Consider the following 14203-nt stretch of genomic DNA (forward strand, 5'->3'; position numbering starts at 1 on the left):
CGAGGGTGGCGTCGGCCGGCCCGCACTGGGTGTTGGAGACGACGTACGCGGAGCCGAACACCTGGAACGCGTGGATGGACTCCAGCAGCACGTTGAAGAAGAGCACCGGGGAGATCATCGGCAGGGTGATGTTCCAGAACCGCCGCAGGGGCCCGGCCCCGTCCATCTCGGCGGCCTCGTACAGCTCCTGCGGGACCTGCTTGAGACCGGCCAGGAAGATGACCATCGGCGCCCCGAACTGCCAGACGCTCAAGGCCACCAGGGAGTAGAGGACGTAGTCCGGGTTGCCGATCCAGCCGCCCACGTCGATGCCGAAGACCTTCTGCGTACGGTCCACGATCGCGTCGTCGGAGAACAGCGCCCGCCACACGAAGCCGACGGAGACACTGGCCCCGATGAGCGAGGGCATGTAGAACGCGGCCCGGTACAGGCCCTGTCCGCGCCGCTTCTGCGCGAGCAGCATGGCGACGCCGAGGGCCAGCAGCAGCTTGAGCGGGGTGGCCACGACGACGTACTTGAGCGTGACCTCCACCGACTTCTGCCAGCGCGGGTCCTGGAACATCGTGGTGAAGTTGTCGAGGCCGACCCACTCGGGCGGCGTGAACAGGTTGTACCGGGTGAACGCGTAGTACAGCGACGCGATCATCGGCCCCGCCGTGAGCAGCAGGAACCCCGCGATCCAGGGCGACATGAAGAGATAGCCGACGAGGTTCTCGCGGCGCCTCCCGTGCCGCCCGGCGGCGGGAGCGGCGGGCCGCTTCCCGGCGGGGCGCACGGGCGCTTCCTTGACGAGCGTCATGGTGGTACGTCCCCTCAGCCCGCGAACGCGGCCTTGGCCTCGCCGAACAGCGCCTTGGCCGCGTCGGCCGGCTTGGTCTTGCCCTGCGCGACCTCGCTGCCGATGCGCAGGAAGGCCGCCTCGACGACGTCGGCGCCGGACGGGTGCGGGGTGATCTTCCCGAGCACTCCGGCCTTGGCGACCTCGTCCTCGTAGGCCGCGACACCCTTGTTGTTGGGGTCGGTGGGCTTGAAGGCGTCGTACTGCTCGGTGGTGGCGAGGATGCCTCGGTCGTAGCCCATGATCTTGCCGACCTCGGGGTCGTGGACCATGAAGGAGATGAACTGGGCCGCCTCCTTGGGGTGCTTGGTCCCGGCGAAGGCACTGAGCATCAGCGAGCCGAGGTACTGGCCGGTCTGCTTGCCGTCCGTGGTGGGGATCGGCGCGAGGCCGTAGTCCGACGCGCCCTCGCCCTCGTAACGGATGGAGAAGTTGTCCCAGGTGAACTCGGAGGCGGCGAGACCGGCCGAGAGGCCCGACTTGGGCTGGACCTGCTCGATCTTCTTGGGGTCGGCGACCAGCCCGGACTTCACGCGCTTGTAGCCGTCCGCCCACCACTGCGTCAGATCGTCCTCGGTGAAGCCGAGAGCGGAGTCGGTGAAGAAGGCCTTGCCGTTCTGACGCAGATACAGGTCGTAGAGGTACATGATGCTGAAATAGCCGGTGTCTCCGGCGATCTTCAGCTTGTCCTGGACGGTCTGGAGGGCGTCGAAGTACTCGTCCCAGGTCCAGCCGAACTTCGCCTCGACGCCCGCCTTCTTGAAGGCCTTGAGGTCGATGACGAGGGCCATGGTGTTGGCTCCGACGGGAACGCCGAGCTGCTTCCCGTCGACCTGACCGTTCGCCAGAACACCGTTGCGGAAGTTGTCCAGGCTCAGATTCCCGGCGTCCGCCTGCGTCTTGAGATCCAGCAGAACACCGCGCTTGTCGTACTTGCGCAGGAAACCGACGGCATTCTGGAAAACGTCCGGCGGATTTCCGCCGGAGGCCTGGGTCTGGAACTTCTCCCAGAACGCCTGATAGTCAGTGAATTCAGGCTTGATCTTGATCTTCGGGTACTTCTTCTCGAAGAGCGCGATGGACTTCTTGATGGCGATGGTGCGCGGCTCGCCACCCCACCACGCATAACGGAGTGTCACGGTCCCGTCTCCGGAACTGCCGCTGCCGCCACCGCACCCGGTCGTCGCGGCCAGCCCCAGCGTCGCCGCCGTCGCCCCGGCCGCCTTCAAGATCGTTCGCCGCTCGACATTTCTGCTGGTTCCCACGGTCGGACCCCTCCCCGCAGCGTCGCCGCCTGCATGAATCGTTTCAAGTAAGCGCTTGCTGGCACAAGCTACGGAGGGCCCGGAGATGCGTCAATGATTCGGACAGGAATTTCTTGAGAGTCTGGTGAGAGGCCGGTGCGCCTCCAACCGCCTTGCGCGGTGCGCAATCTGACGATGCCGCAGGTGAGAGACGTCGGATCGACCGGCCGAACGGGACACCCGCCGTCGCGCGCGATCAGTACCCGGCCGGAAAACGACGGGCGGCGGGGGCGCCGAGGGCGGCGCTCGCCGCGGACCGCCACACGCGGCGGAGGCGGCCTGCCGGGCCTCGACGTCAGGCTGTACACATGGCGAAGCCCGCCGGCCTGCCCAGCGAGAACGGCCTCGGCCTCGGCTATGTCGAGGTGCTCCAGCTGGAAGCCTCGGCGTCCGCCGTGCAGACGCCGACGGCCCGCCCGTACGCACAGCGACTGCCCGGCCACACATGCCGACGGCCGGGCCACACACGCCGACGGCCCGTCCGCTATCTCGCAGACGGGCCGTCGGTCCGGGTGGGCGATACTGGGTTCGAACCAGTGACCTCTTCGGTGTGAACGAAGCGCTCTCCCACTGAGCTAATCGCCCGGACGCAGGAAGAACATTACCCCATGTCAGGGGGTGCCCTGTGTCATGTCCCGCGAGGTGACGCGGAGGTCCCTCGGGTCTCCCCCGTCCGCCCCGCGCGGCTCACTGGTCCTTGATGTTCCAGGGCATCTCGAAGCCGAACTTCCAGAGGTAGACCCCGAGGATCGCGGCGATGACCACCAGGCCGATCGAGGTCAGGATGATGTTGCGGCGGCGCACCCTGGGATCGAGGGCCCGCTGGGCCGCCTCGGTCACCTTCCGCTTGGTCCAGCGGAGCACGAGCTGCGCCCAGACGAACTCGGTCGCCCAGATCGCCATACCGGCGAAGATCACGACCCAGCCGGGTCCCGGCAGCGGCAGCATGATGATGCCTGCGACCACGACCGCGAGACCGATGACAAAGACCAGAACCTGCCAGCTCAGATGCAGCAGGCGCCTCGATTTGATGAACTCCGGCGCCTTGGAACCCAGCCCTTGTTCGGCCGGCGTCTCGTCCGGCTGCCGGCCGCTCTGCTCGTCAGGTGCCACGGCGACCTCGCGCGGCTCGTCACTCCCCGTATTCATACAGACAAACCCTACCGGAGAGAAACCGATCACCGGAATGGTCGTACCTCCCGAAGAGGCTCTCGGCCGGAAGAGTTACGTAAAGGCACGCAAAACACTCAGAGGGGTTTACAACGGCACCGTAGGTGGCATGTCGATTTCGCCGACGTGCGAATCCCCGAGCGCACACTGAGCGAAAGGCCCTGGCGCTTATGAACACCACGGTCAGCTGCGAGCTGCACCTGCGCCTCGTTGTGTCGAGCGAGTCCTCCCTGCCTGTCCCCGCAGGCCTGCGGTACGACACGGCCGACCCCTACGCCGTGCACGCCACCTTCCACACCGGAGCCGAGGAGACCGTCGAGTGGGTCTTCGCTCGCGACCTTCTCGCGGAGGGCCTCCACCGGCCCACCGGAACCGGCGACGTCCGAGTCTGGCCGTCGCGCAGTCATGGTCAGGGCGTCGTCTGCATCGCCCTGAGCTCCCCTGAGGGCGAGGCACTGCTCGAGGCCCCGGCGCGGGCCCTGGAGTCCTTCCTGAAGCGGACGGACGCCGCCGTGCCCCCGGGCACCGAGCACCGCCACTTCGATCTGGATCAGGAGCTCTCGCACATCCTGGCGGAAAGCTAGGGGCGAGACCGCACAGAGCCGCCCGGCGCCGTCCACTCGGGGAGACGGCTCGGGCTCGCACAACCGAATAGAGAATGACAGGCGCCGTGGCTGCGGAGCGCTCCGCAGCCACGGCGCCTGTCGTGCGGCCCGTCACCGGGGCCCTGCGAGCCGTTACCATCGGCCAGCATCGGCGGGCGTCCGCCCGACCCCCAGGCCAGGGAGCGAATCGTGCTGATCACCCACGACACCCGGTGCGCCCTCGACACCGTGGTCGATCTGGTGAACACCGCACCGGAGGACGACGCGGCGCCGGACGCGCTGCCCGATGTCGCGGCGCTGGAGGATTTCGTACGAAACCACGACATCAGCGATGTCGGGGTGCTCTCGGAGTTCGACCTGTCGGCGGTGCGCAAGATCCGCGGACGGTTCGCCTCCGTCTTCGCCGCCCCGGACGCCCGGACCGCCGCGAACCTCATCAACGACCTCGTCGCCGCCGCGGGCACCACGCCCCGGCTCACCGACCACGACGGCTACGACTGGCATGTGCACTACTTCGCCCCGGGCGCCTCGGTCGCCGATCATCTGGCGGCCGACTGCGGGATGGCCCTGGCGTTCTTCGTGGTCGCCGGCGAACAGGAACGGCTGCGGCGCTGCGAGGCCCCGGACTGCCGGCGCGCCTTCGTCGACCTGTCCCGCAACCGCTCACGGCGCTACTGCGACAGCCGGACCTGCGGAAACCGTCTGCATGTGGCCGCGTACCGGGCGCGACGCAAGGAGGCCGCGGGCTGAGCCCGGCCACAGCACGCGACGTGGTCCCCGGCGGGTGGCGCCGGGGACCACGGGTACGGCTCAGAGCAGCAGCAGGTCGTGCAGCGCAGCCATGAGCAGCAGACACCCGATCACCGCAAGGAAGATCATCAGCGGTGGCTGGGAAAGGGCGAAAAGGCATCCACGCGGCTCGTCCTGAGGCGGCGCGGCGTCGCTCTGTGTCGTATCCAGCATCTCGCCGCGATGATGACGCAGCCGACACCCCCGACGCGATCAACACGCCCGGAATGGGCGGGAGTTCGCCGAATTCCGTGATGTCCGTTTCGGTTCGTGATCACTTGCGGACGGGCCTGCGTCCCCCTGCGAACGTTTCCGTCCGTCCGGCGGACGTCATATGCCGTGCTTCTTGAGGATGGCCTCGATGTCGCTGAAGTCGTCCGTGGGCCGCTCGGCGGCCTGCGGCCTGTTCGCGGGACGCGCGGCCGGGGTGCGGGCAGCGGGTCCGAGCGAGGGAGCCGACGCGGTGGGGGCCACCGCCTCCTGGGACCCGGCGCCCCGGGCCGCCCTGCGCTCCTTGCGGGTGCCGCCCCTGCGGCGCTCCACCGCGCGCGTGGTCGAGAAGAGCACCCATGACAGGCCGAGCACGCCGAAGCCCGCCCACGCGGTCGGGCTGAACGCGGTGTCCGCGAGCCAGTCGACCACCCCGGTCATCACCAGGCCGAGCGGGACGAGGGAGTAGGCGGCGATGCGGGTGGCCGCTAGGAAGCGCTTGCGGTACGCGGTGACCGCCGCGATGCCCAGGCCGGCCGCGGCGACTGCGGAACAGACGGTCTCGGCAATCATCCGGTCCTCCAGGCGGGGTTCGGCAGTCTGTGTGCCACTTCGTCACTGTCCATCCTGCACCTCCCGGCCCCCGCCGAGCCATCCTCCGGCAGGACATCAGGGACATCTCCGGGTCGCCTCCTCCCAGGGTGCCGGTCCGGGGCGTACGGAGGAGGCAGCCGGCTCCGGAGGAATCCGGGGGCCCGGCGCGGGGCGAGACCGGGCGTGGGGTGTGACGGGGGCGGGCGTGGCCGGAGGCGTGACCGGGAGCGGCTCGGCGCGGAGGCGAGGCCGGGGGCGGCTCGGCGCGGAGGCGAGACCGGTGACCGGGGGCGGGGGGGCGAGGCCAGGCACGGGACATGGCCGGGGCAGGGCGCGGCCCGGTGCGGGGGCTAGACCGGGGGGCGACCGGCGCGGGGGCTAGACCGGGCACGGGGCGAGGCCGCGGGGTGCGACCGGCGCGGGGAGTGATCGGGGGCGATTCGGAGCGGTGGTTGGGAGCTGGGAGACTGGGGGTATGAGCGACCTCTCCCCCGCCGCACCCGTGCTCGACGTGTGGTGCGAGTTGCAGTGCCCCGACTGCCGAACCGCCCTGGACGACCTCCGCGCCCTGCGGGCCCGTTACGGCGACCGGCTGGAACTGCGGCTGCGGCACTTCCCGCTGGAGAAGCACAAGCACTCCTTCGCCGCCGCTCAGGCCGCCGAGGAGGCGCTGGAACAGGGCAAGGGCTGGGAGTACGCCGAGGCCGTGCTCGGGCGGGTCGAGGAGCTGGACCGTCAGGGTGAACCCTTCCTGGTCGAGGTCGCCCGTGAACTGGGTCTGGACGCCGAGGAGTTCGACACCGCGCTGATCGACGGCCGGCACATCCTGATCGTGGACGCCGACCAGGCCGAGGGCAAGGCGATCGGCGTGACCGGCACCCCGACGTACGTCATCGGCGGCGAGCGTCTCGACGGCGGCAAGAGCCAGGACGGGCTGCGCGAGCGGATCGAGGAGATCGCCGACCGGTTGCTCGCCGAACAGGACTGAGACTGAACCCGCCTCGGCGCAGGTTCCCCTGGTCGGCCGAGGCACTTGTACGAAGCAGGTTCCCCTGGTCGGCCGAGGCTCTTGCACGAAGCAGGCTCTCCTGGTCAGACAAGGCTCTTGTACATCGAGTAGCCGACCGTCTCGTACCCGAGGGACTCGTACAGCCGCTCGGCCGGTGTGTTGCCCGCGAAGACGTTCAGGCCGAGGAGGTGCCGCCCGGAGGCGATCGCCTGGCCCTCGGCGAGCAGCATCAAGGAACGGCCGTGCCCGCGGCCGCGGAAGGGCTCCTCGGCCTCGACGTCGTAGACGAACGCCTTCTCGCCGATGAACTCCACCCACAGGAACCCGACCCGGACGCCGTCGTGCTCCAGGATGCTGTAGAGGGCCTCGTCGGTCACCAGGCCGCGCGTGACGAGCTGGTGGTGGTCCTTGCGCGACCTCGCCCTCGCCTCGGCCTCGGGCACCCCGCGCTCGCTCCAGTCCCGCGCGTACTCCTCGATGCCGCGCTCCGCCCACGGGCCGAACTCGGCCTGTGTCATGGGCCTGCTGCGGCTGCCTGCGGGCAGTTCGGGCGCGGTGGGGCCGAGCCGTTTCTCCATGCCGCGGTTGCGATGGACGTACCCGAGCGCGGTGGCGAGCCGCAGCGCGGGAGCGGCGTCGGCCGGGACCCTGATCTCCACCTGCCCGCAGCCCCAGCCTCGTGCCACCTCCTCGGCGGCGAGCGCGGCGACCGCGCCCCGGCCGCGTCCGCGGTCCGGTTCGTCGATCCGCAGATCCTTGATCTGGGCGACGGTCCGCCCGAAGGAGGGGTGGGTCGCGAGATGTATCGCTCCGACGGGACGGCTGTTCACGCACACCGTGTAGTGCCGGGACAGCGCCCCGTCGGCACCGCGCTGAAGCGGCTCGGTCGGCCGCAGGGTGGTGGTCATCAACGGAGTTCTACCCGCTGTCGGGCGCGGAGGCAGCTCAATATCGCGGCCCTTTACGGCCCCTCACGGGTACGGCGCCTGACACGGACAGGGCCGCTCACGGGTCGAGGTCGTCCCCGGCCCGCTCCTCGAAGATCCGCATGGCCTTCGCGGTCACCGGCCCCGGTGCGCCCGGCAGTTCGCGCGCGTCCACGCGGTGCACCGCCTGGACGTCCCGCAGGGTCGAGGTGAGGAAGACCTCGTCGGCCCGCTCGAGGACGTCCAGCGGCAGGTCCGTCTCCCTGGCCCCGGTCCATTCGACGGTCAACGCGCGCGTGATGCCCGCGAGACAGCCGGAGGCGAGCGGCGGGGTGTGGATCTCGCCGTCGAGCACCACGAACACGTTCGACCCGGTGCCCTCGCACAACTGCCCGACGGTGTTGGCGAACAGCGCCTCGGAGGCACCGTCGGCACGCGCGCGGGCGAGCGCGACGACGTTCTCGGCGTACGAGGTGGTCTTGAGGCCGGTGAGCGCGCCGCGCTCGTTGCGGGTCCACGGGACGGTGATCACGGCCGTGGAGTCGGGCCGCGGGGCGGACTCGCCGAGCGCGACCACGAGGGTCGGCCCGTGCTCACCCCGGTCGGAGCCGAGCGGACCGTGACCGCCGGTGTAGGTGATGCGCAGTCGGCCGAGCGGCATCGGACTGGCATCGAGTACGGCGGCGCAGGCGCGACGGACCTCGTCGTGGTCGGGATCGGGCAGCCCGAGTCCCCGCGCCGACAGGGTCAACCGGTCCAGATGCCGGGTGAGCGCGAAGAGCCGGCCGTCCACCGCCTTCACGGTCTCGAAGATGCCGTCGCCCACGGTCAGCCCGTGGTCGAAGACCGAGACGCGGGCGGTCTCGATGTCCTGAAGCCCGCCGTCGAGCCAGATCTTCACGTCAGGGTCCCTCCACTCGCCTCGTACGCCCCCGACGCTACCGCGAGCAGCCGGGCCGCCTTCAGTTCGGTCTCCCGCCACTCCCCCTCGGGGTCGGAGCCCCAGGTGATCCCGGCGCCGGTCCCGAAGCGCAGCGCCCCCTCGGCGCGGTCGATCCAGAATGTCCGTATGCCGACGGCCAGCTCCGCGGTGCCCCGGTCGGCGTCGACCCACCCGATCCCGCCGCAGTACGGCCCCCGGGGCGCGGTCTCCAGGGCGTCGATGATCCGCAGCGCACTGGACTTGGGCGCGCCGGTGACCGAGCCGGGGGGAAAGGCGGCGTCGAGCAGCTCGGTCCAGCCGGCTCCCTCGCGCAGCTCGCCCCGCACGGTCGACACGAGATGGACGAGTCCCGGATGCTTCTCGACGGCACACAGGTCGGGGACGGTGACGCTGCCGGTGGCGCACACCCGCCCCAGGTCGTTGCGGACCAGGTCCACGATCATCACGTTCTCGGCGTAGTCCTTGGCCAGCAGGTCGTCCTCGGTCCGCCCGGTGCCCTTGATCGGCCCCGACTCCACGACCCGCCCGGCCCGGCGCAGAAACAGCTCGGGGGACGCGGTGGCGATCTCCACCCCGTGCCCGGGCAACCGAATCGTTCCTGCATACGGCGCCGGATTGCCCCGGGCGAGCAGCGCGGTCAGCGCGTCCACGTCAGCGCCGGGCGTGAGCGGCGCGCTCAGGACACGGCAGAGGTTGGCCTGGTAGACCTCGCCGGTCGCGATGTGCGCGCGGATCCGCCGTACGCCCTCCATGTACGCGGCGCGATCGAGGGACGACGTCCAGTCACCGGTGCCCGGCCCCCGCCATGCCCCGGGCACCGGAGCGGGCACCGGTTCGTGGCGTACGTCGGCGAAGCGGGCGCAGGTCAGACCGCCCTCGAAATCGGCGGCGACGGCCCAGAAACCGGCGGAGTCCAGCGCCGCGGGGTCGCTGGTGACATCGAGGAGGCCGGTGGCGACGCGGTCGCCGAAGCGGGCGAGAGGAGCGAGGTCGAGCACGTGGACGAGTCTATGGCGGGTGTCCCGCAGGTGACCTGGCCATGTCGTTCAGGGCGCCCTGACCACGCACGTCGACATGCGCACCGCAGCACGCTGCGCAAACGCGTTTTTGTACTGGCCCCGGAATCCGCTAGAGTTCAACACGTCGCCGAGCCGCGCAAGCGGATCGGAAGGACAGGCGAACGTAGCTCAGTTGGTAGAGCGCAACCTTGCCAAGGTTGAGGTCGCGAGTTCGAACCTCGTCGTTCGCTCGGAAGAGCAAGGGGATCATCCCGACCCCCAACACTCCTGGTGGAGTGGCCGAGAGGCGAGGCAACGGCCTGCAAAGCCGTCTACACGGGTTCAAATCCCGTCTCCACCTCCACGGACGATTAGCTCAGCGGGAGAGCGCTTCCCTGACACGGAAGAGGTCACTGGTTCAATCCCAGTATCGTCCACTGGATCTTCGAGCAGTTCATCGAAGGTCTGACCCGCGCGATTAGCTCAGCGGGAGAGCGCTTCCCTGACACGGAAGAGGTCACTGGTTCAATCCCAGTATCGCGCACGCAGCAGACACGATCCCGATCGTGGTTCCCGCGCGATTAGCTCAGCGGGAGAGCGCTTCCCTGACACGGAAGAGGTCACTGGTTCAATCCCAGTATCGCGCACACACCGAAGCCCCCGGCCCAGCGGCCGGGGGCTTCTTCGTCGCTCCGTCAGCCGGCCTCGGTCAGCTGGAGAACAGCATGTGGCCGAAGCCGCGGTTGCGGTGGTGGCCGCCGTGATGACCGCCGTGGCCGCCGTAGTGGCCGCCGCCGTGCTGCGGGGCACCCCAGGCCGGTGCGCCGGGCTGGGCCGGGTACTGCGGAGCGGCCGGCGGCGGCGGAACGGCGGGACCACCGCCCCACTGGCCCTCCAGGCGGGTCAGCGCCTCCAGCTCGCCGTAGTCGAGAAAGATCCCGCGGCAGCCGCTGCACTGCTCGATCTGGACACCGTTGCGGTTGTAGGTGTGCATCGGTGCGTGACACTTCGGACACTGCATCGTCGGCTCAACTCCTCGCCCGTTGGTCCTGCTTGGCGTTACCCCAGGACAGACTCGTTCCAGCCCTGGTCGGTTGCACCTTACTTCGCGAAACGGTCAGCCAACTCCGGCGGGACCGAACTCATTCGGTCACAGGCGTCCACGACGGCCCGCTCCACGTCGTCCAGCGGCCGGCCGGCGTCGATCGCCTTGGCGACGGCCCGTGCCGCGGTCTGCACGGTGAGTGCGCGTGCGGGCACGTCCAGGGCCGGCCAGGGGTCGCCGTCGGCGGGAACGGCCGGTCCGCCGCCCGCGCGGTAGGCGGCGAGGAAAAGGGCCCAGTCCTCCGGGGACAGCAGGCCGCAGGCGTACCAGGCGGCCGGACGGGCGAGATCCCAGGCGGGCTCCCCCACGCCCAGATCGTCGACGTCGATGAGGCGCCAGGGCCCGTCCGGGGCCGGGTGCCGCACGAGTTGCCCGAGGTGCAGGTCGCCGTGGCAGAGGGTCGTGGTGTCCCGCATGGGGCTCTCTCCCCGCGCCCAGGACGGCAGCGCGGACCAGGCTCGGAGAACGGGGGCGAGGGCGGGGTGGTGGTCCTGCCGGGCGGCGCCGAGCAGCCGGGCGACGGCGAGGGCGGCCTTGGCCGGGCCCCGCATGGCGGGCAGGCCGGGTGGGGCGGGGGTGCGGTGGAGCCGGGCGAGGAGGGTGGCGGCGGGTTCCCAGGGGGCGGCGTCGGGATCCTCCGGGTCCACGGGTTCGCCGTACGGCCAGAACGTGACGAGCCGCCCGTGCAGGTCGACGTGCGTCGGCCGGAGCGGGGGCAGGAGGATGCCGGGGAGGTGGGCGGCCGCGGTGAGGCGGGGAGCGAGGTCGGCGGCGACCGTGTCGGGAGCGTGGGCCTTCGCGACGGTGCGGGCGTGCCGGACGACGGTGGCGTCGGGGCGGTCGGCGAGGGTGGCTGCGGCGCAGGGGCAGGTCGCGGGGTCCCTCGAGTGAGCCTCGGTTCTGACTCTGAGGGTGAGCTCGGTGAGGAGGGGGTGGTGCGTCACTGGGCTCCCTGGACTGTGGGGTCTGGCGCCTCAGTATGTGCCGGACCGCTGCGCTGGGCTTGAGCCGGGCGCCTACGGGGTGCCAGGTGCGGTTGTTCGGCGGGTGCGGGTGCGTGGGGGCTGGTCGCGCAGTTCCCCGCGCCCCCGCTGCGCTGGGCTCGGGCCGGGCGCCTATGAGGGTGCCGGGTTCGGTTGTCGGGCGACTTACGATCCGTCGTGGCTGGTCGCGCAGTTCCCCGCGCCCCTGGGGAGTTGCAGTCAACCTGCGCAGAACGCCCGCCCCCATCGAGTCGCACCCGCACACAGAACCGGCTCAACCGCCGGAGGCAAAAGCAATGCCGGCGCAGCTCCCCAGCTGCGCCGGCATTTTGCCGTCCGCCGCACCCCCGTCCCCACGGGGTTTCATGGGTGGATGTCCCCGCCCGGACCGCTCTTCCGGGCCTGGGGTCGCCGCTCAGCGCCCCAGCATCACTCCCACGGACGACGCCTGTGTGGCCACTGTCTCCCAGCCGTCGAAGACGACGAGGAGCAGGACCGCCAGCGGGAGGGCCATGAGCGTCGCCACCAGCGGGTGACGGCGGCCCGTACGGCGGGGCTGACGTGTGCGGGACAGTGTCCGCGGTGCCGTAAGAGCCATGGTCCCTCTCCTGACCGTTCTGTTGTCGTTGGCAGCGGCGGGTGTCTGACCTCGGGGGACGAGTGCTGCACCCGCCGCTTGACCTCAAATCTAGGCGTCACGGCCCTGCGGCACGTCATGCCTTCGTACCGATTGCCGGGCCTCCCCGAGGATGAGCCGTCACCGCTGACGTACTCCCATGGGTGGAGACGAGGACCTAGGACTCCGGGTCTTCCCGGAGGGGTCGCCCGGTCTGTGCCGCTTTCTCCGAGCCGTCCTCGCGCGGCACCGGCTGCTCGACCAGCGCCAGCACCCTCGTCGCCATGAAACGGGCCGTCCGGACCACCGAGCCGTTGCGAGTGACTTCGCTCACTTCCACCACGCCCCGTCGTACCGCCGTCTCCACCCGGCGGCCTGCCCTGCTCGCCACCACCTCATAGGTACGTGTCGTGTCCCCTGCGTCCACGACTATCTCCACGCGATCACCCTTCACGCGTTCAATCCCCCTTCTTGGACGGGTGGTTGGGATCACATCCGAACCGAAGTCCGCCCGCCCTCCGGCTCCCTGACCACCTCTCAATTCTCCCACCCGGCACTGACAATCCATCGGGACGAGAGGGCGCGGCCTCTGCGCGCGGCGGCCCGTCACTACGTAAGCTGTCGCTCGTCACACGGACCGGGCAGCGGGGATGAACATGGCGATGATGCGCCTGAGGCGCGAGGACCCGCGCGTCGTCGGCTCGTTCAGGCTTCACAGACGGCTCGGCGCGGGTGGGATGGGTGTCGTCTACCTGGGCTCCGACCGCAAGGGGCAGCGGGTCGCGTTGAAGGTCATCCGGCCGGATCTGGCCGAGGACCAGGAGTTCCGGTCGCGGTTCGCGCGCGAGGTCTCGGCCGCCCGGCGGATCCGCGGCGGCTGCACGGCCCGGCTCGTCGCGGCCGACCTGGAGGCGGACCGTCCCTGGTTCGCCACCCAGTACGTCCCCGGGCCCTCCCTGCACGACAAGGTCGTGGACGAGGGTGCGCTGGGCGCAGCCGAGGTCGCCGCGATCGGGGCCGCCCTCTCCGAGGGGCTCGTCGCCGTGCACGAGGCGGGGGTGGTGCACCGCGACCTCAAGCCGTCGAACATCCTGCTGTCCCCCAAGGGCCCGCGGATCATCGACTTCGGTATCGCCTGGGCGACCGGGGCCTCGACCCTCACCCACGTCGGGACCGCCGTCGGTTCGCCCGGCTTCCTGGCTCCGGAGCAGGTGCGCGGCGCCGCGGTGACGCCGGCCACGGACGTCTTCTCCCTGGGCGCGACCCTGGCGTACGCCTCGATGGGTGACTCGCCCTTCGGGCACGGCAGTTCCGAGGTGATGCTGTACCGCGTGGTGCACGAGGAGGCGCAGCTGCACGGCGTGCCCGACGCGGTCGCCCCGCTCATCCGCGCCTGTCTGGCGAAGGACCCCGAGGAGCGGCCGAGCACGCTCCAACTGTCACTGCGGCTCAAGGAGATCGCAGCCCGCGAGGCGCAGGGTCTGCCCGATCTGCGTCCGCCCGCGCCGCGTGCCGCCGAGGCGGACCGGCCCACCGGGCGGATCGCCGACACCTACCCCGACCGGCCCGCGCAGCGCCGCCCGCAGGGACAGCCCGGGACGCAGGGGACGCAGGGAAGCCGCGGCGACAGCCCGTCCCGCGGTTCCGGCCCGGCGCGCGGCGGCACTTCGCCGCGCGGTGGCGTCCCGTCCCGGGGCGGCAGCGGGCCCGTCCGTGGCAACGGCACGCCCGCGCCGCGTTCCGGTGCGACGCGGCCCACGCCGTCCGGGCGGAATACGACCCGTGCCGGCAGCGGCAGCCGTCCCGCCCCCCGCAGCGGCACCGGGCGTCCCGCGCCGCGGAACACCGGTACCGGACGTCGGCCCGCCAACCCCCGGCTGCTGCGCCAGCGGTTGTTCGTCTTCGTCGTCGTCACCCTGTTCGTGGCGCTGGGCATCGCGGCGGCGCAGGGATGCGAGGGGCCGTCCCGTGGCCTCGGCGGTGACAGCGGTGTCGTACGGGAGCAGCCGCAGGGGCAGGTGCACGCACCGCCGCCGGGGACGCAGCAGGACCCGCGGCGGCAGCCGGCCGGCGGCGCAGCGGACTGACCCCGCCGTCCCCGGTCACGCGCGGC

General features: G+C 70.9%; 16 protein-coding genes and 6 tRNA genes. 9 read left to right on the plus strand and 13 right to left on the minus strand.

The genetic code is table 11. The features are described from left to right. The 4 genes from AQJ54_RS26540 to AQJ54_RS26555 form a co-directional block, all read right to left on the minus strand. On the minus strand, positions 1-799 hold a 799-nt coding region (locus AQJ54_RS26540; RefSeq protein WP_248845446.1), incomplete at its 3' end, for a carbohydrate ABC transporter permease. Positions 800-813: 14 nt separating this feature from the next. After that, positions 814-2103, minus strand: a complete 1290-nt coding sequence (locus AQJ54_RS26545; protein ID WP_062241512.1) for an extracellular solute-binding protein — start codon at positions 2101-2103, stop codon at positions 814-816. Positions 2104-2655: 552 nt separating this feature from the next. Beyond that, positions 2656-2727: transfer RNA gene (locus AQJ54_RS26550), tRNA-Val, on the minus strand. A 102-nt stretch (positions 2728-2829) separates the two neighbouring features. Then, positions 2830-3291: a TIGR02611 family protein gene (locus AQJ54_RS26555; protein WP_062241514.1), complete on the minus strand. Its 462-nt coding sequence runs from the start codon at positions 3289-3291 to the stop codon at positions 2830-2832. Positions 3292-3482: 191 nt separating this feature from the next. On the opposite strand from AQJ54_RS26555, the gene AQJ54_RS26560 reads away from it, so the two are divergent. Both AQJ54_RS26560 and AQJ54_RS26565 read left to right on the plus strand, forming a co-directional pair. Further along, complete coding sequence (locus tag AQJ54_RS26560; RefSeq protein WP_004002642.1) at positions 3483-3896, plus strand: SsgA family sporulation/cell division regulator; 414 nt, start codon at positions 3483-3485, stop codon at positions 3894-3896. Positions 3897-4106: 210 nt separating this feature from the next. Continuing rightward, complete coding sequence (locus AQJ54_RS26565; protein ID WP_062241516.1) at positions 4107-4667, plus strand: CGNR zinc finger domain-containing protein; 561 nt, start codon at positions 4107-4109, stop codon at positions 4665-4667. 60 nt (positions 4668-4727) lie between these two features. Here AQJ54_RS26565 and AQJ54_RS46175 read toward each other — a convergent pair whose 3' ends face one another. Both AQJ54_RS46175 and AQJ54_RS26570 read right to left on the minus strand, forming a co-directional pair. Then, positions 4728-4880: a hypothetical protein gene (locus tag AQJ54_RS46175; protein WP_020138043.1), complete on the minus strand. Its 153-nt coding sequence runs from the start codon at positions 4878-4880 to the stop codon at positions 4728-4730. Between the two features lie 156 nt (positions 4881-5036). Further along, positions 5037-5489 carry a hypothetical protein gene (locus AQJ54_RS26570; RefSeq protein WP_062241518.1) on the minus strand — a complete coding sequence of 151 codons (453 nt, stop codon included), beginning with the start codon at positions 5487-5489 and terminating at the stop codon, positions 5037-5039. Positions 5490-5985: 496 nt separating this feature from the next. On the opposite strand from AQJ54_RS26570, the gene AQJ54_RS26575 reads away from it, so the two are divergent. Next, positions 5986-6498: a DsbA family protein gene (locus AQJ54_RS26575; protein ID WP_062241520.1), complete on the plus strand. Its 513-nt coding sequence runs from the start codon at positions 5986-5988 to the stop codon at positions 6496-6498. A gap of 104 nt (positions 6499-6602) precedes the next feature. Here the strand turns inward: AQJ54_RS26575 and AQJ54_RS26580 are convergent, their stop codons facing one another. From AQJ54_RS26580 to AQJ54_RS26590, 3 genes are all read right to left on the minus strand, one after another. Next, positions 6603-7430, minus strand: a complete 828-nt coding sequence (locus tag AQJ54_RS26580) for a GNAT family N-acetyltransferase (protein WP_062241522.1) — start codon at positions 7428-7430, stop codon at positions 6603-6605. 94 nt (positions 7431-7524) lie between these two features. After that, complete coding sequence (locus tag AQJ54_RS26585) at positions 7525-8346, minus strand: aminotransferase class IV (protein ID WP_062241524.1); 822 nt, start codon at positions 8344-8346, stop codon at positions 7525-7527. Then, positions 8343-9386 (minus strand): chorismate-binding protein, encoded by a 1044-nt coding sequence (locus tag AQJ54_RS26590; protein ID WP_062241526.1) that lies wholly within the window; start codon positions 9384-9386, stop codon positions 8343-8345. The genes AQJ54_RS26585 and AQJ54_RS26590 overlap by 4 nt, the downstream gene beginning before the upstream one ends. A 178-nt stretch (positions 9387-9564) precedes the next feature. On the opposite strand from AQJ54_RS26590, the gene AQJ54_RS26595 reads away from it, so the two are divergent. The 5 genes from AQJ54_RS26595 to AQJ54_RS26615 all read left to right on the plus strand — a co-directional run bounded on the left by AQJ54_RS26595 (position 9565) and on the right by AQJ54_RS26615 (position 10033). Next, positions 9565-9637 (plus strand) — tRNA-Gly (locus AQJ54_RS26595). Between the two features lie 39 nt (positions 9638-9676). Beyond that, positions 9677-9750 (plus strand) — tRNA-Cys (locus AQJ54_RS26600). Between the two features lies 1 nt (position 9751). Then, a tRNA-Val gene (locus AQJ54_RS26605) sits at positions 9752-9823 on the plus strand. 35 nt (positions 9824-9858) lie between these two features. Beyond that, positions 9859-9930: transfer RNA gene (locus tag AQJ54_RS26610), tRNA-Val, on the plus strand. A gap of 31 nt (positions 9931-9961) precedes the next feature. Continuing rightward, a tRNA-Val gene (locus tag AQJ54_RS26615) sits at positions 9962-10033 on the plus strand. 62 nt (positions 10034-10095) lie between these two features. On the opposite strand, the gene AQJ54_RS26620 is transcribed toward AQJ54_RS26615, so the two are convergent. From AQJ54_RS26620 to AQJ54_RS26635, 4 genes are all read right to left on the minus strand, one after another. Then, positions 10096-10407: a TFIIB-type zinc ribbon-containing protein gene (locus AQJ54_RS26620; RefSeq protein WP_037899326.1), complete on the minus strand. Its 312-nt coding sequence runs from the start codon at positions 10405-10407 to the stop codon at positions 10096-10098. Between the two features lie 80 nt (positions 10408-10487). After that, positions 10488-11435, minus strand: a complete 948-nt coding sequence (locus AQJ54_RS26625) for a phosphotransferase family protein (RefSeq protein ID WP_062241528.1) — start codon at positions 11433-11435, stop codon at positions 10488-10490. 454 nt (positions 11436-11889) lie between these two features. Beyond that, positions 11890-12072 carry a hypothetical protein gene (locus AQJ54_RS26630; RefSeq protein ID WP_028809711.1) on the minus strand — a complete coding sequence of 61 codons (183 nt, stop codon included), beginning with the start codon at positions 12070-12072 and terminating at the stop codon, positions 11890-11892. A gap of 196 nt (positions 12073-12268) precedes the next feature. Continuing rightward, positions 12269-12544, minus strand: coding sequence for a hypothetical protein (locus tag AQJ54_RS26635; RefSeq protein ID WP_030321392.1), 276 nt, complete (start codon positions 12542-12544; stop codon positions 12269-12271). 196 nt (positions 12545-12740) lie between these two features. Between AQJ54_RS26635 and AQJ54_RS26640 the strand changes: the two genes are divergently transcribed. Beyond that, positions 12741-14177 (plus strand): serine/threonine-protein kinase, encoded by a 1437-nt coding sequence (locus AQJ54_RS26640; RefSeq protein ID WP_062241530.1) that lies wholly within the window; start codon positions 12741-12743, stop codon positions 14175-14177. Positions 14178-14203 lie beyond the last annotated feature (26 nt).

Source organism: Streptomyces griseorubiginosus, from assembly GCF_001514195.1.
Taxonomy (GTDB): Bacteria; Actinomycetota; Actinomycetes; order Streptomycetales; family Streptomycetaceae; genus Streptomyces; species Streptomyces griseorubiginosus.